Genomic DNA, 20,803 nt, shown 5'->3' on the forward strand with positions numbered 1-20,803 from the left:
TCCGGTATTGCAGAGGTAGCTGCGAGCAGTCAATCTTTAGAACTTGGCAACACTACACTACGATCGATTTTGAGGTTTGTAGTTGCGCTAAAAGAAAACTATAAACTTTCAGTGCACGCATTCCGACTAAAGAAACCGGGTTTTTTGCTAAATTTGTGGGCTACAGCGCGTCTTTTCGTGAAAAAACCAGGTTTCTGGGCCTCATCCGTAAGTCCTAATTTTTTTAAAGTTCGTACATCGATCGCCCGTCTAAGCAATAACTTTTGTAAAAAAACTGCCCTACACTTCGAGAATTATCACTTTTGCACCTGCATGACAGCCAAAAAGATTATGCTAGAATCCATCAATACGCAGTCGTAGGTTGGGCACGGGCCGAGAAGAGCAATCTTCTTGCAGTCTAGGGGAGGTTGTAGGTCAGCCACCATTTGGGTCTTCCCAGTTGAAAGCCACCCTGCAACATGAGCCTGGAATCTGCAACCGCAGCCGAGTGCGGCAGATAGGTTGGGAGTGTCGCGCTAGAATAAGCAGTACGAGTTAACACTCGAACACAAACGCTCGTTGTGCGAGCGTGACCTCGAAACGGGCACATAGCAGCAGGTGATGGGAATAAATCATGTTTGAACGCTTCACAGAAAAAGCAATAAAAGTAATCATGTTGGCCCAGGAAGAAGCTCGCCGCCTGGGTCACAACTTCGTAGGGACAGAACAGATCCTCCTGGGTCTGATCGGTGAAGGAACCGGGGTGGCAGCTAAAGTCCTCAAATCAATGGGGGTCAATCTCAAAGACGCTCGGATTGAGGTCGAAAAAATCATCGGGCGCGGTTCCGGCTTCGTAGCAGTCGAAATTCCGTTCACCCCCCGCGCCAAGCGGGTTCTAGAATTATCCCTAGAAGAAGCTCGCCAACTCGGACACAACTATATAGGTACTGAACACCTGCTGCTGGGCCTGATCCGCGAAGGTGAAGGAGTAGCGGCCAGAGTATTAGAAAACCTGGGAGTAGACTTGTCGAAAGTCCGCACCCAAGTCATTCGGATGCTGGGAGAAACCGCAGAAGTCGCAGCCACCGGCGGAGGTGCCCGCACCAAAACCCCAACCCTCGATGAATTCGGTGCCAACCTCACTCAAATGGCGGTCGATGGCAAACTAGACCCAGTAGTCGGACGCCAAAAAGAAATCGAACGGGTAATTCAAATCCTCGGTCGCCGCACCAAAAATAACCCGGTGCTAATCGGCGAACCCGGAGTCGGTAAAACCGCGATCGCCGAAGGTCTGGCCCAGCGCATCGCTAACAACGACATCCCAGATATCCTCGAAGAAAAGCGCGTCGTTACCCTCGACATCGGCTTGCTCGTTGCCGGCACGAAATACCGGGGCGAATTTGAAGAACGCCTCAAAAAAATCATGGACGAAATCCGCACAGCGGGTAACGTGATTTTGGTGATTGACGAAGTGCACACTTTGATCGGTGCGGGTGCTGCTGAAGGGGCGATCGACGCCGCCAACATTCTCAAGCCGGCTTTGGCAAGAGGCGAGCTCCAGTGTATCGGCGCCACCACCCTCGACGAGTACCGCAAGCACATCGAGCGCGACGCAGCCTTAGAACGGCGCTTCCAGCCCGTCATGGTCGGCGAACCCACCGTGGACGAGACGATCGAGATTCTCTTCGGTCTGCGGGAACGCTACGAACAGCACCACAAGCTGAAAATTTTGGACACGGCCCTGGAAGCCGCCGCCAAACTCTCACATCGGTATATCTCCGACCGCTTCCTCCCAGACAAAGCAATTGACTTGGTAGACGAAGCTGGTTCCAGAGTCCGCCTGATCAACTCCCAACTGCCCCCCGCAGCTAAAGAACTGGACAAAGAACTGCGCCAAGTCCTCAAAGACAAAGACGAAGCGGTGCGTTCTCAAGACTTTGACAAAGCCGGCGAATTGCGCGATCGAGAAATGACGATCAAAGCCGAAATTCGCGCTATTTCCCAAGCCAAAAAAACCGACTCGGCCCGCACCGGCGAAACCGACCCATCGCCAGTTGTCACCGAAGAAGATATCGCTCAAATCGTGGCAAGCTGGACGGGCGTACCGGTTAACAAACTGACCGAATCTGAATCCGAAAAGCTGCTGCACATGGAAGATACCTTGCACCAGCGCTTGATCGGCCAGGAAGAAGCAGTGAAAGCCGTTTCCCGCGCCATCCGCCGCGCTCGCGTCGGCTTAAAAAATCCCAATCGCCCGATCGCCAGTTTCATCTTCTCCGGGCCCACAGGCGTCGGCAAAACCGAACTCACCAAAGCCCTAGCCGGCTACTTCTTCGGTTCCGAAGACGCGATGATTAGGCTGGATATGTCGGAGTACATGGAACGTCACACCGTCTCCAAACTCATCGGTTCCCCTCCGGGCTACGTCGGCTACAACGAAGGCGGCCAACTCACAGAAGCAGTCCGCCGCCGTCCTTACACCGTGGTGCTGTTCGACGAAATCGAAAAAGCCCACCCCGATGTCTTCAATATGCTGTTGCAAATATTGGAAGACGGCCGCTTAACAGATGCCAAAGGTCGCACCGTGGACTTCAAAAACACGCTGCTGATTATGACCTCAAACATTGGTTCTAAGGTGATTGAAAAAGGCGGCGGCGGTCTCGGCTTCGAGTTCAGCGACAACCAAGCCGATGCTAATTACAACCGCATTCGTTCTTTGGTTAACGAAGAACTCAAAAACTACTTCCGCCCCGAATTCCTCAACCGACTCGACGAAATTATCGTCTTCCGCCAGTTGAACAAGGAAGAAGTCAAGGAAATCGCGGTCATCATGCTAAAAGAAGTGTTCGGCCGTTTGACAGAACAGGGAATCACCCTGGAAGTGACCGAAAAATTCAAAGAACGGCTGGTAGAAGAAGGCTACAACCCCAGCTACGGAGCTCGACCCCTGCGCCGCGCCATTATGCGCTTGCTGGAAGACAGCTTGGCTGAGGAAATCCTTTCTGGCCGCATCAAAGACGGCGACACCGCTGTTGTGGATGTGGGCGAGGACGGAATTGTTAAGGTGCTGCAAGGTCAAAAGCGGGAATTGCTGCCCCAAGGCGCCGAGTAAGTTGGAGTTGTGTGCGATCGCGAGTTATGTTTGGAAATAACCAATCTCGCAGTCGCAAACAACTCAAAATCCTCAAATAAAAAAGGTAGAGAATTTAAATTCTCTGCCTTTTTTCTGAGTTAATATCAACAGGAGAGTTATATCATTTCCGGTTACACTCATACATGATGTTGACTGTTGACGCCGTGAACAGTCAACAGTCAACAGTCAACGCCGTGAACTCGAATTTACTATTCCGATGCTAACGGATTTGATATTATGGCATAAATATTGGAGTGCTAGGGAAACCGCAGATGCTTTTCAAGATGGCTTGCAAATGCCTGCACTTCACGTCTAGTAATTAACAGCGACATACTTCAATGGTAAGCTCTACTGCATTTAAATTGTATATTTTGTGCTGGTTCGCGTGTGCAGCCAGCTCATGGTTTGATTATTTCTGGAGATGCAATTTAAATGCTGAGCGAGCTTAATCAGATAATTAGTGGCAACTATATAGCGAGGACTTTCATGACATCTGAAAAAAAGAATTTGGGTACAGAAGTAGCAGAAAATCCGCCTGCTGAAAGCTGGTGGCAGAAAGCGTGGAAGTCTAGCTTTGAAAATCTTCAGATAGTGATTATTGCTTTGAGTTTAGCAATAGTGATTCGAGCCTTGGTTGCCGAACCGCGCTACATACCATCAGATTCTATGGTACCCACTTTGCACGTGGGCGATCGCGTCGTAGTCGAAAAAATCTCGTACTACCTCGAACCTCCAAAAACTGGCGACATCGTAGTATTTGCCCCGCCCGAACAGTTACAAGAACAAGGCTTTACCCAAGACCAAGCATTCATCAAGCGGGTAATTGGCTTACCGGGTCAAACCGTCGCCGTTAAAAAAGGTTTAGTTTATCTCAACGACAAACCCCTCGTCGAAAAATATATTGCCGAACCTCCTAAATACGAGTGGGGGCCTTATCGCGTCCCAGAAAATCAATACTTTGTGATGGGAGACAACCGCAACAACAGCAACGACTCCAGCAGGTGGGGATTTTTACCTAAGCAGAATATCATCGGCCGCGCTGTAGTGCGGTTTTGGCCTCTAGAACGCATCGGGGAAGTTTGAAGAAGTCATCAGTCATCAGTCATCAGTCATCAGTTATTGGTTATTGGTTGGTTGTTAGTTTGAATAACCAATAACCAATGCCCGACGCCCCATGCCCTCTTTGGCCGATGCCCTCTTTGGCCCATGCCCGACGCCCCATGCCCTCTTTGGCCGATGCCCTCTTTGGCCCATGCCCGACGCCCGATGCCCTCTTTGGCCGATGCCCCATGCCCCATGCCCTATTTGCCCGATGCCTTATGCTGTACGGAAATTTCTACTTATTCTTGTGCCTTAAGGGGTAGGGACTTCCTCCGGCAACTGATAAAATGGTACAAAAAGCAGCGGGATTTCTCGCTTAGATCAAAATTAGTTGAATATTAAAAAATTAGGAAAGCTATGGGATTTTTTGATTCAGAAATTGTTCAACAAGAAGCCAAGCTGTTGTTTGAAGACTATCAATCTCTCATCAAACTAGGTGGCAGTTACGGCAAATTCGATCGCGAAGGCAAGAAAATGTTCATCGCTCAGATGGAATCAATGATGGAGCGCTACCGTATTTTTATGAAGCGCTTCGAGCTGTCTGAGGACTTCATGGCTCAGATGACTGTAGAGCAGTTAAAAACACAGCTCAATCAATTTGGCATCACGCCCCAGCAGATGTTTGAGCAAATGAACTCAACGCTGGAGCGGATGAAATCTGAGCTGGAAAAACAATCCTAGTGAGCAGAAGGAAGAAGGAAGAAGGAAGAAGGAAGAAGGAAGAAGGAAGAAGGAAGAAAGTATTCCCAATGCCCTATTTGGCCGATGCCCTATTTGGCCGATGCCCCATGCCCTGCGCGGGCCCATGCCCCATGACTGATAGTTAAGGCCGCTCAAAAGATGAAGCAGGTTTGAAACTTTCTGCGGGAATGCCTTCCAAAGCTTGGCTCATAAAATCACGCCAAACAGGGGCGACAATAGTACCGCCAGTAGCACCGTAGCTCATCGGTCTATAATTGTCGTTGCCCATCCAAACCGCCACGGACAACTGCGGCACGTAACCCACAAACCAGATATCCCGTTCAGAAGAAGTTGTACCTGTTTTCCCGGCAGCCGGTCGTCCAAGTTGGGCCGCCCTTGCCGTTCCGTTGTTAATTACCCCTTGCAGGGCACTGTTGACAGATGCCGCCGCCCAGGAATTGAGAACTAATTTGGGTTTGGGCGTATTGTCGAGCAAGACGTTGCCACTGCTGTCAGTGACTTGCACGATAAACGTGGTGTCAGAATGCCAGCCGTTGTTGGCGAAGGTAGCAAAAGCTCCGGCCATTTCTAAAGGAGTGAGGTCAACGGCACCCAACGGCAAAGAAATGACCGGTTCCATCGGACTTCTGATGCCTAGCACCCGGCAAATCTCAATCACTTTATTCAATCCGACTTCTTGTCCAAGCTTGACGGCGGGAACGTTGAGAGATACTTCCAAAGCTCTGCGGATGCTGACGGCACCGGAGAAGCCGCCGCCGTAGTTTTGAGGGTAGTAGTAGCCGTCGCCGTCGCGGTAGCCGACAGGGGAGTCGTATACAACTGAATCGGGGCTGTATTTGCCGCTAGCAAAGGCAGCGTAGTAGACAAAAGGCTTAAAAGAAGATCCGGGCTGGCGGCGTGCTTGAATGGCGCGGTTGAACTGACTCTTTTCGTAATCGACGCCGCCCACCATTGCTTTCACGAAGTGGGTGCGGGGATCGACGGCGGCTAGGGCAATTTGACCTTCGTCGCGATCGTAAAACAGCCCTTGGTAGTAAAGCCGAGTGTGCCACGCTTTGACTGTTTCTTCGGCTATGCGCTGCATTTTGAGGTCGATCGTGGTTTGAACGCGCATTCCTCCCTTAACCACGGCATCTCGCCCGAAACGCCTCGTCAGTTCCTGGACTACGGCTTGTGTTACGTAAGGAACTTGAGATCCGCCAAAAGAGGTAATTTTGCCTAGCTTAATTTTTTCCTGGCGGGCAGCAGTCTCTTGGGCCGGCGTAATCCATTTAAGATCCTTCATGCGGCTTAAAACGGTTGTTTGCCGCTCTTTTGCCAACTTGTAATTGACGAAAGGACTGTATTCTTCGGGGGCAGAAATTAAGCCGGCCAGCATCGCTCCTTCTGCAAGAGTCAAATTACTTGCTGACTTGTTGAAATAGCTTCGAGAGGCTGTCTCTACCCCGTACAAGTTGTGACCTAAGTAGATTTGATTTAGGTATAGTTGCAGAATTTGGTCTTTGGTGAGAATTTGCTCCAAGCGGATAGACATTACCGCTTCAGCTATCTTGCGACTAACTTTTGACTGGGGAGATAGAAACAGGTTCTTGACTAGCTGCATAGTCATAGTCGAGCCGCCTTCCACGGTTCTACCTTTCTCTAGGTTGACTAGGAGAGCTCGGGCTATCCCGCCGGGGTTGATGCCTTTGTGGGTGAAGAAGTTGCTATCTTCGATCGCCAGAACAGCTCGTTTCAGGTTCGGGGAGATTTGGTCAAGGGGTACGACATCCCGGTTGGCTTCGTCGTGGATGCTGGCTAGGGGCTTGCCGTTGATGTCGTAAATGTGGGTAGTTTCTGTGGGAGAGTAGGTTTGCAAGATGCGAACATCTGGCAAATTGCGGAAGCTGATCGCTAAGCCAACCAGTCCGCCAGCGACTACGGAACTGGCAAGCATTGTCATGCTGAGTATGGTTCCGGCGGTCACTTTACTGACTGACTGAACAAACTCGAATACGGGGGCTGAGTTTTCCGTGTTTTTGCGGACTGCGTTGGTTGACACGTGGATTTCACTTCCTCACTTGATTTGGGGTTTAAGACTTTTAATTTTAGATGCGAACCCTAAAGACTGTCAGTCGATTTTAGATTTTGGATTTTAGATTTATTCCACAGATGAATCTGGGAGTTTGAACAAGAGTCTAAAATTTGGGGATCTCCACGACTGTTGTCGGGGGCTGGTATCCGTTTTTGGGCGGGGTCAGCTAATGAAAGCCGGTCAGCTTTGGGATTATAGTAGCTTGATAGTTATGTTTTTATGCGTCAACCAGTGAGTGTAACTAATTCTGCTGCACTTTGGCAAAATATGATGAACGATCGCTCCCCGATGATAACTCCTAACCTTTCAGCGCTTTACCGCGGCGTCAGCGAGATTTTTCCAGATCGACCTGATTCTAGCAACCCTGACGAAAATTTAGCTCAACTGCTGGCAAAAGTCGATCGACCGTTGCGCGTCAAACTGGGAATTGACCCGACAGGCAGTGACATTCACCTGGGACACAGCATTTGCGTCCGAAAGCTGCGAGCTTTTCAGGATGCCGGTCACACAGCGGTATTAGTCATCGGAGATTTTACCGCAAGAATTGGCGATCCGACAGGGAAGTCGGAGATGCGTAGCCAGTTGAGTGCCGAACAAGTGGCGGAAAATGCCAAGACTTATTTAGACCAAGTGCGTCCGATTCTAGATTTTGACACGCCCGGACGTTTGGAAATTCGCTACAACTCCGAGTGGTTGTCGAAATTGGACTTGGCGAAGATTTTGGAACTGCTGAAGACGATGACGGTGCAGCAGATGCTCGCTAAAGAGGGATTTGATAACAGGATGCAGCAGGAAAATGCGATTTATCTGCACGAGTTTCTGTACCCACTAATGCAAGGTTACGATTCGGTGGCTTTGGAAGCGGATGTGGAGTTGGGGGGAACCGACCAAAAGTTTAATATTGCGGTGGGGAGAGATTTGCAGCGGCATTTTGGGATGAAGCCGCAGTTTGGTTTGCTGATGCCGATTTTGATCGGGACTGACGGCGTACAAAAGATGTCGAAATCTTTGGGCAATTATGTGGGTTTGTCGGAAGACCCGCTGAGTATGTATTCTAAGCTGGAGAAAATTGCTGATAGTTCGATCGCCCAATATTTTGAACTATTGACAGATTTGCCGCTTGATGAATTGCCAGAAAATCCGCGAGAAAAACAGAAACTTTTGGCTGTGGAGGTGGTGCGCCAGTATCGGGGAAAGGAAGCGGCGGAACGCGCACAACAAGATGCAATTGCCCTGGTTAAAGGTGCTGCGGGACAAGCTGATGCTGTGGCGGAGTTTTCTTTGGCAAGTGTGCAGTTTCCGGCTAAGTTGTTTTATATTCTCAGTGCTAGCGGGCTTTGTAAAAGCAGCGGTGAGGCGCGGAAGTTGATGCAGGGCGGCGGGGTGAAGTTGGATGGCGATCGGGTTTCTGATGTTAATCTTACTTTTGAATCACCTGCTGATTTATGCGGTAAGGTTTTGCAGGTTGGGAAGAATAAGTTTGTGCGATTGGTGTCTTGAATCTCTTTTTTAACCGCCGATGAAGGCTGATGAACGCGCTATGAACGCTGATAATCGAATTATTGTTGCTTTGGATGTTTCGAGTCAGGAAGATGCGATCGCACTTCTTGACAAACTGCCTGATGTATCTTTTTGGAAAGTCGGTTTGGAACTGTTTGTGAGTTCCGGGCCGGGGATTTTGGAAATTTTAAAACAGCGGGAAAAGCGGATTTTTCTCGATTTGAAGTTTCACGATATCCCGAATACGGTGGCTGGTGCTTGTCGGGCTGCTGCTAAGTACAATGTGGATTTATTGACTATCCATTCTACTTGCGGTAAAGATGCTTTGAAAGCGGCACAGTTGGCTTTGACTGAAGGGGCGGCGGCTGTGGATAAACCGAGTCCTAAGTTGATTGCAATTACGCTGTTAACGAGTTTGAATTCGCGACAGTTGGCTTTTGAGTTGAAAATACCTTTGGAGTTGCCGGAATATGCTTTGCACATGGCATTGTTGGCTAAGGAAACGGGTTTAGCTGGGGCTGTTTGTTCTCCGCAAGAGGTGGAACAGTTAAGAATGAGTTGCGGGGATGATTTTCTGTTAGTTTGTCCCGGCGTGCGTCCGAAATGGGCCGATGGAGGCGATCAAAAACGATCGATGACTCCGAAGGCTGCTGTGAAAGCTGGTGCGGATTATCTGGTGATGGGGCGGCCAATTACTGCTGCGCCCGATCCGGTGGCGGCTTTTGCGCGTATTTGTGAAGAGTTGGGATAACAAGATGAATGTTTTTTAAACCCCAGGTGAACACAGATGAACCCAGATAAAATCCTATCAGCGTTCATCTGTGTTTATCTGCTGATATCTGCGGTTGCAACTCCGACTTTGGCAGTTAATTTTGTGACCAATCCCGATCGCAGTATAAACGCAAGTCGGTACGGTTTGTTAGCGCGATCGCCCTGTCCCGCTGATTTAGAAACTTTGGTCGATCGCCTGTTGCAAGATTTGCCGAGTTATGCTAATCGCGTAATTGTGCGATCGCACTTTTCTCCTAACACTAACACACCGCCCGGTTACGCGCTGCCTCAAATAATTTTAGCGGGCCGCCCGGAGTTTGAACCGTTACCTTTAAATTATGGGGATGCACTTCCAGAAAATGCCAGTCAAGTTTTCATTACTACTTTGGAAAGGCAGTATCGCGGCGGAAAACGAGTCGAAATTGAGCAATATCATTGGCTGTTTTTCACTAAAACGGAGAACGGTTGGGAATTAGTAAAAATTGTTTCTAGGTTTAGTACCGTGGCCGATGTTCGTCCTTTATTAGGTCAAGATAAGAAAAGCGAAATTGCTGAGGCTATTCGTTTATGGTTGCGCGATTGTCAGGCAAAGCCATAACTTTCGCTGGTTGCGATTATTTTTTTACACTTAAAAATAGCCTCTTGAGAGCACGTCATCTTCGTCTAGTTCATCTTTACCAATCATTCCTTCAATCTCCTTTAAAAATCTCATAAAAACTTCCGGTGCAAAGGGGTTGTTATCGAGATGGTTGACAAAAGAATCTTTATTTTTCTTTCTTCCCTTTACCGTACTAAAATCCTTTCTTATATTAGACGTTAAACGTTTGGCTTTTCTCAAAATTAGTATCTCATCAATAGCTGTGAGTGATGAGCTAATCGGCGACATATCAAGCCACTCACATAGCAAGAAATACTTGGCTCCTGGTACACTCAATTTTACATCCAGGGCAGTTGCTGCGCCCTCTTGAAACATGGTTTTATCAAGATTTGTTTTACACTCAGCCGCAACATAAGCAATATTTGCCTCGCGGGAGGTAGTCTCCTTAAAATCTTGGTTATGAGAGGCTTTTAGAAATATTTTTCTACTAATCGCAAAATCTTGTTCCTTGGCTCGAATACTCATCCCACCGCCTTTTGGACTGAGTTTTAAACTTGACTCAAATCGTAGTGATGAAAAACACTGTGTTGGGCCAAAGGATAATTCTTTGTCCTTTAATGAATCTGCAAAGACGGTTGTAACTAAGATAGGTATAAATTCTTCAATAATTGAGTTGTCAAGTTTTAATTGCCCTTTTTGACGGTACAAAAAATCATCATCACTGTCAAAAATTAGTTCAACGTCAATGTATCGCTTATAGGAGGTTAGATGGGATACCATCTCTGGAACAACTTCCAGATCATCCGCCCTGATGTTTTTAAGCGTTTCCAACCATTTTTTATAGTGTTCGATTGCTTGATTAACACGCCGTTTATCTGTAGGAGGTAATTTCTCGTTATCAAGTAATGCTGCTAGTTTGTCTCCATGTGGTTGAGTTAAATTAAACATAATTTTCTGCTTTTGGGTTGAGTATTTCAATGGTTTTCCGTGAACGCTGCCGATCGAAATAAGGTGAGGGCTTTACTGTGGCAGCCTTATCGATAGCATCCTTAATATCATATTTTACTTGTTCATTCGCTACAGAATAAGCAGATATTAAGGCTTCTACAGAAAGAGATCTGGCTTGATGTATGTCAAAATAATACTGTAATTCTTCTCTTTTTGTAAAGTGTAGTATATCTTCTTTGATAGTTTTTCCATAGCGATTTACAAAACTTCTTTCTTGACGGATATCTAAGCTAATCCCCAATACTTGACGAGCAACTTCTGCAACTAACTCCCCGTTTAAAAAAGGCGTCCCTCTAATATTTGATTCTTTACCTAGTACAAATATCATTCTACTGTTAGGGCTGCATATTCTTAACAGTTCTTGCAAAGTATAGGCCATGTCTAAGCAATATTGAATCACAGTTAGAAATCTATTACTTCTATGCTTGCGATTAGAACCAAACTCTGATTTTGCCACCTCTAAAATTTTCCAGTTTAGTGCCTCAGTAGAACCGCGATACTGCTGATGATAGTTAAATACATTGATATAAGGGGGGGAGGTAATCACAAGATTGACGCTAGAGTTTTGTAAGGGAACGTGTCTTGCATCGGCATTATAGGCATTTATCGGCTTTTTACTATAGGGTAGTTTCAGGACAAAAGTAGCGATATTTTCCGCAAGTATAAAAACTTTTGATTTGGTAAATTTTTTGTTGTCTAAGTCTAGCAATATCACTAATAATTCATGTAGAATATTAAGGAATTTTTCTTCATCATCAACGGCTACGTCTACAATTTTATCTATTAAATCATTGGGCGTAATTTCTTTTTGTATTGTTTGGAAGAGTGGCATTCTCTCCCATATCTCTGTTTTTAGTTGAGTGAGAAAACAATTGATAATTTTTTCACGTTGTCTGGGTGAAATAGTGATAAATTTATAAGTGTTAGCTAGGATTAAAGCTGCTGGATTTATTTCTGTTCCGCCGGCTTCCAGTCCGAATCTTCCTGCCTCATATAAAACTGTTCCACTACCTAAAAATGGATCGAAAATTACACTATTTTTAGTGGCATATTTCTTAATTAAAGTTTCGATGAACTGGGGGGAAAATTGCCCTTTCCAAGGAAGTGGATTAGTACGTTGTTTATCTTCAATGTCTAAGAGTTCTTGAGGAATTTCTTGTCTATTGATAGGAGTTTTACTAAAAATACTAGAGACAACCATAATTCGGATTTTTACTACGGGGCGTGAGTTTATAAATGGAAAGCGGGAACTTGTTTTGTAGATGGCAGGTAAAAATCAGAGATTGTTGGTGAAACCAGCCCCATACCAATTGCGAAGGAAAATTAATTATAATTTTTCGGTGGGTGGGGGCAGGTTTTAAGATTGTGGGTAAAAATCCGATATTGTGCCTCAAAGCCGAATACAAATCAACAAAAAAAGTTGATTATAATTGCTCTTTTAATTCATCCAATTTAGCCTTAATAGCCTGCATATCTTGCCACATAAACCATTTCGGAGTTTCCGGTTCGCGGGAGGGATTTCGCAGCAAGTACGACGGGTGAAAAATCGGCATACACAAACGATTTTCCCATTCAATCCACTGACCTCTGATTTTACTAATTGGTCGCTTGTCGCTTAGCAAACCTTTGAGGGCTGTGGCACCGGTTAATAAAATAATTTTGGGGTCTAAGATGCGGATTTGTTCGAGCAAGTATGGTTTGCAAGCTTCGATTTCTTTGGCTGTCGGAGGGCGGTTGTTGGGAGGGCGACATTTGATGACGTTGGCAATGAATACGTCGGTTTCTGCACTCAATCCCACGGATTCTAAAATCTTATCTAACAGTTTGCCCGATCGCCCGACGAAGGGCAATCCGGTTTCATCTTCGTTTTGTCCGGGCGCTTCTCCCACAATCAAAATTGAGGCTTGAGGATTGCCGCGCCCGATGACGGCGTGAGTGCGGCTGTTGCCCAATTCGCAGCGGTGACAGCGGTTGCAGTGCTCGCCGATTTGTTCCATATTTTGATAAGTGCCCGGAGGAATGGGAATTTTGGCATTTGCTGGTATTGAGTCAGTTTGGAAAGTGGCACTTTGATTGTTGTCAAAAAGGCTCAGTTGCAAGTCGCTGGACATACATTTTACAATTAGGGAGATATTTTGGAGTCTAGAGTTTATAGTTTAGATCGGGTTTGGTGATTTGAGATTGGCTAGAAGCTTGTGTGCAATGCTGTCGAGCGCACAATCTCCAATTAATACTCGCAAATCTCACATTATTTGGTTGAGCTCGTACAGGCAAAAATATGTTCTCTAACCCGTTTTTTGACGATCGCGCCGATGCAGGCGAAAAACTGGCCGAGGCAGTTCTGGGCGAGCTCGGCAAGTTGAATTTAACGGCACAGGAGGCTGTTAAACCGATTGTTTACGCCTTGCCGCGCGGAGGTTTGCCCGTTGCGGTGCCGATTGCGCGCCGCTTGGGCTGTCCTTTGGATGTGGTTGTCGCCAAGAAAATTACTCGCCCGGATAATTTAGAATTGGCGATCGGGGCTGCAACTGCTGACGGCTACGTCCTCTGGCACAAGCAAAAGCAGCACAATTTGCGCTTGCAAAAATTAGCACTGCCCGTGGCTCAAAATAATGCTCAATCTCTGCTGGCGGATTTGTCTTCTGGACGCCCCAATGTCAGCGCGGCGGGGGCTTTGGCGATTTTGGTAGATGACGGCATTGCTACGGGGATGACGATGGCTGTGGCGGCGCTGGCTTTGCAGTCGCAGCAACCGGCGGCTTTGTGGATTTGCGCGCCTGTCGCCCCGGCAGAATTGATGGGATTTTTGGCCGAAATGGGCGATAAGTTGATCGTTCTGGAGACTCCTCACCCTTTTTACAGTGTCAGTCGCTTTTACGGGCAATTTCCGCAGGTTGAGACGGCGGAGGCTTTAAGGTGTTTGCAGCAACAAACTGAGTGGCGATCGTAGGTTAAGCTAGAAGGCTAAATCTAAAAGCTCGATCGCTAAAACATGAGACCTTGGCAATATTGGTTGGACACTTTGATTTTGTCTACTCAGCACAATCCGCCTCGCTTTGTTGAGTTGGTGATGTTGACTTTAGCGATGATTTTGCTGGGGCTGTGGAGTGTAACATTGCAGTGGCAATATTTAACGCTGTCTCTGAGTTATATAATTGGTTCGTCTTTTTCAATTTTGGTGCGAGAATACATCGGCCCGCGGCCTCAATTTCAGCTAACTCATCTGACAGCCTTGCTGTTATTAATTATCAGTTTTTATAGTTTTGCTGAACTGATTAGATAGTTAAGGCAGTTTTGATTTGTCAAGGCTTGTTTTACAAGGTCATTGCGAAGGTCGTGAAGCAATTGGATAAGTTATATAGCAATCCTCAGCGGGTTGTGAACTAGAGGTTTTTTTGAACGAACCGCGAAGACGCGAAGGAAGAGAAGAGAAGATCGAGAGTTCACCAATAATTAGCCATCATCCTACACGATCGTGGGATTGATGTAAAATTATGCGGTTGCCGGCGGGATCGAAGGCATAGATTTCTAGACCGTGAGCAGCTTGGATAATTTCTCCGTTTGGCGGATAACCTAAAGCCCAAATTCGGGCGATCGCAGTTTCGATATCGCTGACTTCCAAACACAAACTCATGCCTGTTTTTGCTCGATTGGCAAATTCCGATTTGTGAGAATCTTTGGGTTTGAATATGCCCAGTCTTAAGCCTGGGAGTTGAAATTCAGCATAAGTATTGGGAATGTAAGGGTTTGGTTCAAGGTCGAGAAATTTTGTGTAAAATTTAACGAGAACTTCCTTATCAAGGTCTGCTAAAGTCACTAGGGCGGCGCTGTATTGGAAACTCATATAAATTGGTAATGGGGAACTGGTAATGGAAAATCGCTTTATATTTACAAGAGATTAGCCTTCTCAAGTCTTTCTAGCACCCAATTTTCCACATCATCTTCTGCAAGAACTTTTGCACCAAGGTCTGAGTACGTCGAGGTAGCTTGCTGATAAGTTTGCTGACGTTCTTGATAGTTGTCAACGTCTTTTTTGGGCTGTAGCGCCACAATTGCAATAGGAAAATCAGGCTGAAACTGTTTTACATCAGTAATCATCCAAGACAAAGAGTTTTGCAGGTGTTCGGGTATCTTCACCTCAAATGATATAGCGTGTGCTGCCAAGTAAGGTCGCCCATTTGCAATAACCGCATCAAACTTGTGCTCCGTATGAATACCCTGCACTGAATAACTTGTTTTTAGGAGTTTTTTTGCATCATTTTTCACATACTGTTGAAGAACCTTTCTGAATTTAGCAGTGGTTAATCTAGCAGCAGCTTCGCGGTCACGCCGATGAGGTTTTTGAGAATTCAAATCCACCAAAAAATTACTAGCAATATCTTCTAGTAAACTATCCACATCCTCCAACGAGCCGCGAGGTTCTGTCCACTGAATAGCCGAGAGCCAATCACGGGCAATTTTATTTAAACGTTCCTGATAAGGAGCATTTCGATTATCCCCAGGAAAAATTAATCCAGAGGCAGCCGCTTGGGACATTCGCTGAGCAAACTCTTTCAAGAAAGTAACATCTTCCATGCCAAAATGCCGCACCCGCTCCCAGTTTGTGAGAAACTGGACGCGCACCTCTTCTTCGTTGAAAGCAACAACACCAATATTAATCCGTTCGTTAGCAATCGGATTGGGAACGTATTGAACGATACTATACTTACTTGCCATTGTTTCAGTTTTTTTGTCGGACGAGCGTGCCTATCAGAGCGCCAGTAAATCCTGTCTTCTTTTAACAAGATACTCTACCAGGGTAACACGCTCGTCAATTGTAAGTCCCCATTCGCTGGGTGGAGCAGCCACAGCTTGAATAATGGTTTCTTCGCTGACAGCATCGAGAAGCGGAAGTCCCTGGCGAATATCCTCTAGCTTTAGTTTACAATTAGAAACAAGACGATGGTTGATCTCAGCACTAGCAGCTTGGAGTAAGTCGCGCTGTTTCCACTCTGGGCCGCCTGGAAAAAAATGACCGTGATCTACAGAGTAAACCAAATTGGGGCGAGCATTTTTATAGATGAATTGATAATCATTAGCATAGACCCATCCGTACAACAAAATTAGCAAAGCAAACCTTTCGCGGTTTTCTGGCTGGTTTGTGTAGTTAATTTCTTCTCTTTCGGAAGAACATTTAGGTATATAAAGCGTAGCGTGAGCCGTCCCTGGAGTCAAATAGGAAAATCTAGAATCTTCAGCAATTAGTTCCTCAGAAATTTCAACAATACAAGGTTCTCCCACAGGTGCTCCGATTGCCATACCGAGTCTTGCTACCACCTGATCGTTGACGATTTGACGCCCCGCTTGTTGCCCCTTAATGACATATTCGCGCTTATCAATACCGCGTGCTAAAACTGGACGAGCCGCAGAATCCCATCCTGAACGAAAGGTAATGATAATTATAGGATCTTCACCTCGATCGATTCCTGCTTCTAAACAGTCTTTCCACCTTTTTATTGTCTCTGGCTTAGTTTCTGCACGATCGCTCACAATAATATTTCGAAGTCATCAATCTGCTGGAACTTTATACATTATCACTTTATATAGCAAGACTAAAGGATTTGTCAACGATTTTTTTATTGTACTGCGAAGAACGCAAAGGAAGACGAAAGCAAGAGTTCACGAATTCGGTAAGGATTGCTACACCTATTTAAAATCCTCCAATTCGTCCGACTATTTGGATTTTACCTTGTCGAGATCCTTTGAGAATAACAGCTTCGCCACTTTGCGGTACAATATCAGTGATATAGCAATCCTAAGTGATTTTCTAGATCTGTAAAATCTGAAAGTCTTGCTATACAACAAGTCTAGGAAGACAAGAGGGCGTTGTGTTGTGAGACTCAGATCGGATTGCTATAGTGGTAATATTGACTTGATGAGTTACCATAATAATCGCGCCTTTTGTGTTGCGGTTGTCCACAATTAATTTGCGAATTGTGGCTGTTTGTCTGGCTTCTTTGCTGCTGTCGCTAAAGAACGAGTTCAACGCTGGGAACGGTTCGACTTTGCCTAAATTTATCAGTTTTGCTGTTTCCAAACACCGACACCACTGACTCGATAAAACTCTGGCTACTTTGATGTTGCGGTTGCGAAATTCGGCTGCAATTTGCTTGGCTTGGGTTCTTCCTTGTGCTGATAAATTGCGCTGGGTGGAACAGTCGCCCAACTTAAAGTTAGCAGGATCTCCCGTACCTGGGGCGATCGCGTGTCGCATTGCTACCACCAACCCTGTCTCACCCCGCTGCAACAATTGCCACCCTGCTTGAGTTTGCGGGTTGGTTGCTGCGTCAGAACTTGCAGTTGCAGTAATTAAGCCGATCGACAATACTAAAGCTAGCGATCCGAAAAACCATTTCCAGTTTAGGTCAATCCGCGCAGCCATTGTTCCAGAAGTTAGAAATTATCTTATCATATTCTAATACAACAAATATTGCTCTATGGAACTCACCAATTTTATTGCTCTGTCTGTCATTATTGCCCTCGTGCTGGGGATTGGGTTTGGAACAATGACTTGGGCTTACTTCGGCAAGGGCAGCATTTCTGTACTCTTTAAAGAACCAATTTTAACTTACCCTGAATTTCCAGATACCGACAGCGGTAGCAAAGCTTCCGTTTATTTTCAACAAGGAATTGAGGCTTATCAGTCGGGAAAGTACCGCAAAGCCAAAGATAAATTTACCAGCGCTGTAGAACAAGTTTCAACTTTGGCAGAAGCTTACCACAATCGCGGCTTAGCTTTTGCAAATTTGCGATCGGATGATGAGGCTGTTGCCGATTTGATCCGTGCCAGCGAATTATACCAACAGCAAGGGGCTGGATTTGCGATCGACACGATTAAACAAAATCTTGCCGCCTTGAAGCAGCGCAAATTAGAACGAGAAAAACAAAAAGCAGTAGCGACATAAATTATTATGTTCGACCCGTGGAAATCAACCCAACCCTAGATTTGTGGTCGAAAAAACCCGGTTTCTTGAGTGTGGTTGGGAGAAACCGGGTTTGTTTACAAAATTTTTATTAAAGTTGAAAATCAAGATTTAACCTTCTACCACTCAACTAAATTTTTCGGGTATCTTCTATTTGGTCGATTTTAGCAATCATCATTTCTCGGCTAGATGCCACAACTCGATAATTAGTAATGGGATCGTAAGCTTCCCATTCTTGAGTTACTTCGCTGTCTTGCCACAAAAACCATTCCCTGTAAATTTCGCCGTCATCAATGTCGCCGCACAATGGCAGCCAATCATCTCCTCCCAAGCTATCAAAATCTCCTCCAACTAAATCAATCCAAGCTGCAACAATACAAGATTCAATAGCATTATTGTTAACAGCAACGGTGTTAGATTCAATAGAAGTTTCGGGAAAACAAAGTGTGGATTTCATAAGCTGTACCTGAATGTTATGTTATTAATTTATAAACAAATCCTCTACCGCAGTGACAGCAGAATGCCGCTATCCTAACCTCCACAGTTCCCACCTGGCAAAACCTTGATACCCAAAGCGCTCAAATGCTTCTGCTGCGAGACTTGAGAGCGCTTTGAGTCAAGTCGCTACAGAGGCTAAATTGAGCCACTTTGCCAATTGGCATAAAAGAAAGCCCGATCGACCAAATATTGCTGGCGAAGGATCTCGCACCTTGAGGAGCGAAGACAGCGCGACTGCCAATTGTATACTGGGTAAGTTGGCGAGTTTCCGTACAGTTTTTGTGATAAAATTAGGAGCAAGCGAACTTTCATACCGAAAGCCCGGTTCGGTCAAAAGCTTTCCAACGGTGGTGCGATCGCCAGTTTTGATTGATTGTTAATTTTGCGAAGTCCCGATCGACTGTTAGGGAAAAAAAATTATGCAAGCAACCAACCAAGAAAGAATTATCGATCTGACAATTCACTATACCAATGGCAAACAGCAACACTTCCAGTTCAGTGCGCCAGAGGGAACAGTAGGAGAACAAGCAACTTTAGGGACTCGCCTGCACAAAATGTTGACGGCAGACCCGATAATTCTCGAATTGGCAGATAAACTGGTAGTTATCCCAGTTCACAACATACAAAGTATTGAAATATCGCCGGTTCCTTCTAAATTGCCAGAGGGTGTCATTTCCCCAATGCGAGAAATCAAGAAATAGCTAAGCTGTTTTGCATCTAAATTCAACTAAAAAGGCGGACAGGATGCTCAACATACGCAAAGCTTTAATAAACAGAAAGGTACAAAGTTAAGGCGGGAAAACTTATTACAGCTAACAGATTTAAATCACAGAAAAACTTGTTGGTTGCAGTGAAATCAGTTACGGAAAAAAGGCAACGGTAGATATAGCGGTTCTCAAGTAAATGAGGTAAGTAGTTGGGATGCGAACCCTCTTATTTAGTCGTTATATAAGTTGTCAGTCATACCTAATCTACCTGAGAAGAGCTATAACAGCAAACCCTGATATCATCACTAATTCAATCTAAAATCGTTCTCCTATAGCGCTCGCGCCGAAGTCGAAAATCTAAAATCTAAAATCTAAAATTGCATGACGGTATATCTCACATGAGTGAGGGGAATAATTGCAGGTTTCACAGACTTTAACTTACCCGAAAAAATGCTAGAACTCCACTGCCACACTACTTATTCCGACGGCACTCTCACCCCTGCCGAACTCGTAGCCGCCGCCGCGTCTTCGGGGGTTCGCGCTTTGGCCGTCACGGATCACGATACGATGTCGGGTTGGGATGAAGCCTTCGCCGCCGCTGCTTTGTACGGTATAGAAATAGTCCCCGGACTCGAACTCAGCACCGTTCACAACGGCCGTTCGCTGCACATTTTAGGTTTTTATCCCGATGCAAATAAGTTGCGAGTTCCTTTGAACGATCGCCTGGAAGGAAGGTTTCGCCGATCGCAGGAAATGGTCGAAAAATTAGCAGCAATGGGATACGCGATCGAACTGCCAAAAACATCCCCAGGAATGGCACCGGGAAGGCCTCACATTGCCTCTGCACTTGTAAAAGCCGGTCACGCCAAATCATCGCGGGAAGCATTCGATCGCTGGCTGGGAGATGACGGCCCGGCTTATGTTCATTACGAGAAATTCTCGATCGTCGAAGGCATTGATTTACTGAAGAGTTGCGGCGCAGTACCGGTGTGGGCTCACCCTTATTTATTTCGCGGCGGCGCTGTTGAGGAAGTCTTACAAGAATTAGTAAATGCTGGTTTAATGGGAGTTGAAGTATACCATCCCAGCCACAGTTCCAGCCAAATCCAAAAGTTGAAAGAGTTGTGCCTTGATTACGGTTTGCTGGCAACTGGGGGCAGCGATTATCACGGCCCAGATCCTGAAAGGAAAGCAGCAGATAGCACCCAATTGAATATGCTGCATTTGCCGTTAGAATTGCTAGAACCGATTAAAGTTGCTGCGGCCAGTTTGAAATAGTTTTTTAGGACGAAATTGGGGGATGTATACAGTTGTCAAAAAAAATCCTTGGCTTTTTGAGTGACGAGTTTGCCGGAAGTAAATCATCAGAAGAAGACCGAAGTCAAGCAGAATATAAATTAATATGAAGTTACAGGCAATTGCAGGCGAGTTGATTTTACAATTTTAGTAAAGCAACTTGCCAAACGGAGCTTATCATGAGTACAGAAGACAGAGCGAAGGCGATCGGCAAAAATTTAGAAGGCAAAGCTCAGGAAATTTTCGGCAACATCACGGGCAACAGAAAAGACCAGGTTGAAGGCAAAGCCAAACAAGCCGAAGCTGCCGCCCGCCACGCAGCAGAAGATGCAAAAAATGCGGTAAAAAATCTGGCAGATAAAGCCAAAAGGTCGATCGACAAATTGTAAAAACCGCGCTATACCAAATCCTGGCTAATAGAATTCGCTTCATATCAAATCCTTTGCTATCAATAGGGTTTGATATGATTTATTT

The 20,803-nt window shown here is 45.8% G+C and carries 22 protein-coding genes; 13 read left to right on the top strand and 9 right to left on the bottom strand.

Annotated features, from left to right (window positions below):
• Window positions 1-613: 613 nt before the first annotated feature.
• From OSC7112_RS13250 to OSC7112_RS13265, 3 genes are all read left to right on the top strand, one after another.
• On the top strand, window positions 614-3,091 hold the full coding sequence (locus tag OSC7112_RS13250; RefSeq protein ID WP_006632591.1) for an ATP-dependent Clp protease ATP-binding subunit: 2,478 nt from the start codon (window positions 614-616) through the stop codon (window positions 3,089-3,091).
• A 507-nt stretch (window positions 3,092-3,598) separates the two neighbouring features.
• Window positions 3,599-4,195 carry a signal peptidase I gene (gene lepB, locus OSC7112_RS13255; protein ID WP_015176372.1) on the top strand — a complete coding sequence of 199 codons (597 nt, stop codon included), beginning with the start codon at window positions 3,599-3,601 and terminating at the stop codon, window positions 4,193-4,195.
• 375 nt (window positions 4,196-4,570) lie between these two features.
• The gene (locus OSC7112_RS13265) at window positions 4,571-4,894 is read left to right on the top strand and encodes a DUF1825 family protein (RefSeq protein ID WP_015176373.1); all 324 of its coding nucleotides are present in this window, start codon (window positions 4,571-4,573) and stop codon (window positions 4,892-4,894) included.
• Window positions 4,895-5,036: 142 nt separating this feature from the next.
• Here OSC7112_RS13265 and OSC7112_RS13270 read toward each other — a convergent pair whose 3' ends face one another.
• Window positions 5,037-6,956: a transglycosylase domain-containing protein gene (locus OSC7112_RS13270; RefSeq protein WP_015176374.1), complete on the bottom strand. Its 1,920-nt coding sequence runs from the start codon at window positions 6,954-6,956 to the stop codon at window positions 5,037-5,039.
• A 300-nt stretch (window positions 6,957-7,256) separates the two neighbouring features.
• Here OSC7112_RS13270 and tyrS point away from each other — a divergent pair, with 300 nt between their 5' ends.
• Genes tyrS through OSC7112_RS13285 form a run of 3 tightly spaced genes read left to right on the top strand, consistent with a single transcriptional unit; the run spans window position 7,257 to window position 9,858 of the window.
• Window positions 7,257-8,489, top strand: a complete 1,233-nt coding sequence (gene tyrS, locus OSC7112_RS13275; protein WP_051041510.1) for a tyrosine--tRNA ligase — start codon at window positions 7,257-7,259, stop codon at window positions 8,487-8,489.
• Window positions 8,490-8,529: 40 nt separating this feature from the next.
• Complete coding sequence (gene pyrF, locus OSC7112_RS13280; protein WP_041623103.1) at window positions 8,530-9,240, top strand: orotidine-5'-phosphate decarboxylase; 711 nt, start codon at window positions 8,530-8,532, stop codon at window positions 9,238-9,240.
• A 36-nt stretch (window positions 9,241-9,276) separates the two neighbouring features.
• The gene (locus OSC7112_RS13285) at window positions 9,277-9,858 is read left to right on the top strand and encodes a hypothetical protein (protein WP_015176377.1); all 582 of its coding nucleotides are present in this window, start codon (window positions 9,277-9,279) and stop codon (window positions 9,856-9,858) included.
• A gap of 30 nt (window positions 9,859-9,888) precedes the next feature.
• On the opposite strand, the gene OSC7112_RS13290 is transcribed toward OSC7112_RS13285, so the two are convergent.
• From OSC7112_RS13290 to OSC7112_RS13300, 3 genes are all read right to left on the bottom strand, one after another.
• The gene (locus tag OSC7112_RS13290; RefSeq protein WP_015176378.1) at window positions 9,889-10,806 is read right to left on the bottom strand and encodes a Bpu10I family restriction endonuclease; all 918 of its coding nucleotides are present in this window, start codon (window positions 10,804-10,806) and stop codon (window positions 9,889-9,891) included.
• On the bottom strand, window positions 10,799-12,067 hold the full coding sequence (locus tag OSC7112_RS13295; protein ID WP_015176379.1) for a DNA methyltransferase: 1,269 nt from the start codon (window positions 12,065-12,067) through the stop codon (window positions 10,799-10,801). Before OSC7112_RS13295 ends, OSC7112_RS13290 begins: the two co-directional genes overlap by 8 nt.
• A gap of 223 nt (window positions 12,068-12,290) precedes the next feature.
• Window positions 12,291-12,977: a uracil-DNA glycosylase gene (locus OSC7112_RS13300; protein WP_015176380.1), complete on the bottom strand. Its 687-nt coding sequence runs from the start codon at window positions 12,975-12,977 to the stop codon at window positions 12,291-12,293.
• A 167-nt stretch (window positions 12,978-13,144) separates the two neighbouring features.
• Between OSC7112_RS13300 and OSC7112_RS13305 the strand changes: the two genes are divergently transcribed.
• On the top strand, window positions 13,145-13,816 hold the full coding sequence (locus tag OSC7112_RS13305; protein ID WP_015176381.1) for a phosphoribosyltransferase: 672 nt from the start codon (window positions 13,145-13,147) through the stop codon (window positions 13,814-13,816).
• A gap of 42 nt (window positions 13,817-13,858) precedes the next feature.
• Window positions 13,859-14,149: a hypothetical protein gene (locus tag OSC7112_RS13310; RefSeq protein ID WP_015176382.1), complete on the top strand. Its 291-nt coding sequence runs from the start codon at window positions 13,859-13,861 to the stop codon at window positions 14,147-14,149.
• A gap of 177 nt (window positions 14,150-14,326) precedes the next feature.
• Here the strand turns inward: OSC7112_RS13310 and OSC7112_RS13315 are convergent, their stop codons facing one another.
• The 4 genes from OSC7112_RS13315 to OSC7112_RS13330 all read right to left on the bottom strand — a co-directional run bounded on the left by OSC7112_RS13315 (window position 14,327) and on the right by OSC7112_RS13330 (window position 17,287).
• Window positions 14,327-14,710, bottom strand: a complete 384-nt coding sequence (locus tag OSC7112_RS13315) for a VOC family protein (RefSeq protein WP_015176383.1) — start codon at window positions 14,708-14,710, stop codon at window positions 14,327-14,329.
• A gap of 44 nt (window positions 14,711-14,754) precedes the next feature.
• Entirely contained in the window at window positions 14,755-15,582 is an 828-nt protein-coding gene (locus OSC7112_RS13320; RefSeq protein WP_015176384.1) for a DUF3037 domain-containing protein, read from the bottom strand.
• 33 nt (window positions 15,583-15,615) lie between these two features.
• On the bottom strand, window positions 15,616-16,395 hold the full coding sequence (locus OSC7112_RS13325; protein WP_015176385.1) for a HipA family kinase: 780 nt from the start codon (window positions 16,393-16,395) through the stop codon (window positions 15,616-15,618).
• Window positions 16,396-16,699: 304 nt separating this feature from the next.
• Window positions 16,700-17,287, bottom strand: a complete 588-nt coding sequence (locus OSC7112_RS13330; protein WP_015176386.1) for a histidine phosphatase family protein — start codon at window positions 17,285-17,287, stop codon at window positions 16,700-16,702.
• Between the two features lie 55 nt (window positions 17,288-17,342).
• Here OSC7112_RS13330 and OSC7112_RS13335 point away from each other — a divergent pair, with 55 nt between their 5' ends.
• On the top strand, window positions 17,343-17,810 hold the full coding sequence (locus OSC7112_RS13335) for a tetratricopeptide repeat protein (protein WP_015176387.1): 468 nt from the start codon (window positions 17,343-17,345) through the stop codon (window positions 17,808-17,810).
• 148 nt (window positions 17,811-17,958) lie between these two features.
• On the opposite strand, the gene OSC7112_RS13340 is transcribed toward OSC7112_RS13335, so the two are convergent.
• Window positions 17,959-18,285, bottom strand: coding sequence for a hypothetical protein (locus OSC7112_RS13340; protein ID WP_015176388.1), 327 nt, complete (start codon window positions 18,283-18,285; stop codon window positions 17,959-17,961).
• Window positions 18,286-18,439: 154 nt separating this feature from the next.
• Here OSC7112_RS13340 and OSC7112_RS13345 point away from each other — a divergent pair, with 154 nt between their 5' ends.
• The 4 genes from OSC7112_RS13345 to OSC7112_RS13360 all read left to right on the top strand — a co-directional run bounded on the left by OSC7112_RS13345 (window position 18,440) and on the right by OSC7112_RS13360 (window position 20,718).
• Window positions 18,440-18,706 carry a hypothetical protein gene (locus tag OSC7112_RS13345; RefSeq protein ID WP_041622518.1) on the top strand — a complete coding sequence of 89 codons (267 nt, stop codon included), beginning with the start codon at window positions 18,440-18,442 and terminating at the stop codon, window positions 18,704-18,706.
• Between the two features lie 39 nt (window positions 18,707-18,745).
• Complete coding sequence (locus OSC7112_RS13350) at window positions 18,746-19,027, top strand: hypothetical protein (protein WP_015176389.1); 282 nt, start codon at window positions 18,746-18,748, stop codon at window positions 19,025-19,027.
• Window positions 19,028-19,483: 456 nt separating this feature from the next.
• Window positions 19,484-20,311 (top strand): PHP domain-containing protein, encoded by an 828-nt coding sequence (locus tag OSC7112_RS13355; protein WP_015176390.1) that lies wholly within the window; start codon window positions 19,484-19,486, stop codon window positions 20,309-20,311.
• Window positions 20,312-20,508: 197 nt separating this feature from the next.
• Window positions 20,509-20,718, top strand: coding sequence for a CsbD family protein (locus OSC7112_RS13360; RefSeq protein ID WP_006632574.1), 210 nt, complete (start codon window positions 20,509-20,511; stop codon window positions 20,716-20,718).
• Window positions 20,719-20,803: the final 85 nt, after the last annotated feature.

The sequence above is a fragment of the Oscillatoria nigro-viridis PCC 7112 genome (genome assembly GCF_000317475.1).
Lineage (GTDB): Bacteria > Cyanobacteriota > Cyanobacteriia > Cyanobacteriales > Microcoleaceae > Microcoleus > Microcoleus nigroviridis.

Excerpts from the sequence above, each read along its gene's own strand:
- OSC7112_RS13250 (WP_006632591.1), top strand. The coding sequence starts at position 614 with ATGTTTGAACGCTTCACAGAAAAAGCAATAAAAGTAATCATGTTGGCC.
- lepB (WP_015176372.1), top strand. The coding sequence starts at position 3,599 with ATGACATCTGAAAAAAAGAATTTGGGTACAGAAGTAGCAGAAAATCCG.
- OSC7112_RS13265 (WP_015176373.1), top strand. The coding sequence starts at position 4,571 with ATGGGATTTTTTGATTCAGAAATTGTTCAACAAGAAGCCAAGCTGTTG.
- tyrS (WP_051041510.1), top strand. The coding sequence starts at position 7,257 with ATGATGAACGATCGCTCCCCGATGATAACTCCTAACCTTTCAGCGCTT.
- pyrF (WP_041623103.1), top strand. The coding sequence starts at position 8,530 with ATGAACGCTGATAATCGAATTATTGTTGCTTTGGATGTTTCGAGTCAG.
- OSC7112_RS13285 (WP_015176377.1), top strand. The coding sequence starts at position 9,277 with ATGAACCCAGATAAAATCCTATCAGCGTTCATCTGTGTTTATCTGCTG.
- OSC7112_RS13290 (WP_015176378.1), bottom strand. The coding sequence starts at position 10,806 with ATGTTTAATTTAACTCAACCACATGGAGACAAACTAGCAGCATTACTT.
- OSC7112_RS13295 (WP_015176379.1), bottom strand. The coding sequence starts at position 12,067 with ATGGTTGTCTCTAGTATTTTTAGTAAAACTCCTATCAATAGACAAGAA.
- OSC7112_RS13300 (WP_015176380.1), bottom strand. The coding sequence starts at position 12,977 with ATGTCCAGCGACTTGCAACTGAGCCTTTTTGACAACAATCAAAGTGCC.
- OSC7112_RS13305 (WP_015176381.1), top strand. The coding sequence starts at position 13,145 with ATGTTCTCTAACCCGTTTTTTGACGATCGCGCCGATGCAGGCGAAAAA.
- OSC7112_RS13310 (WP_015176382.1), top strand. The coding sequence starts at position 13,859 with ATGAGACCTTGGCAATATTGGTTGGACACTTTGATTTTGTCTACTCAG.
- OSC7112_RS13315 (WP_015176383.1), bottom strand. The coding sequence starts at position 14,710 with ATGAGTTTCCAATACAGCGCCGCCCTAGTGACTTTAGCAGACCTTGAT.
- OSC7112_RS13320 (WP_015176384.1), bottom strand. The coding sequence starts at position 15,582 with ATGGCAAGTAAGTATAGTATCGTTCAATACGTTCCCAATCCGATTGCT.
- OSC7112_RS13330 (WP_015176386.1), bottom strand. The coding sequence starts at position 17,287 with ATGGCTGCGCGGATTGACCTAAACTGGAAATGGTTTTTCGGATCGCTA.
- OSC7112_RS13335 (WP_015176387.1), top strand. The coding sequence starts at position 17,343 with ATGGAACTCACCAATTTTATTGCTCTGTCTGTCATTATTGCCCTCGTG.
- OSC7112_RS13340 (WP_015176388.1), bottom strand. The coding sequence starts at position 18,285 with ATGAAATCCACACTTTGTTTTCCCGAAACTTCTATTGAATCTAACACC.
- OSC7112_RS13350 (WP_015176389.1), top strand. The coding sequence starts at position 18,746 with ATGCAAGCAACCAACCAAGAAAGAATTATCGATCTGACAATTCACTAT.
- OSC7112_RS13355 (WP_015176390.1), top strand. The coding sequence starts at position 19,484 with ATGCTAGAACTCCACTGCCACACTACTTATTCCGACGGCACTCTCACC.
- OSC7112_RS13360 (WP_006632574.1), top strand. The coding sequence starts at position 20,509 with ATGAGTACAGAAGACAGAGCGAAGGCGATCGGCAAAAATTTAGAAGGC.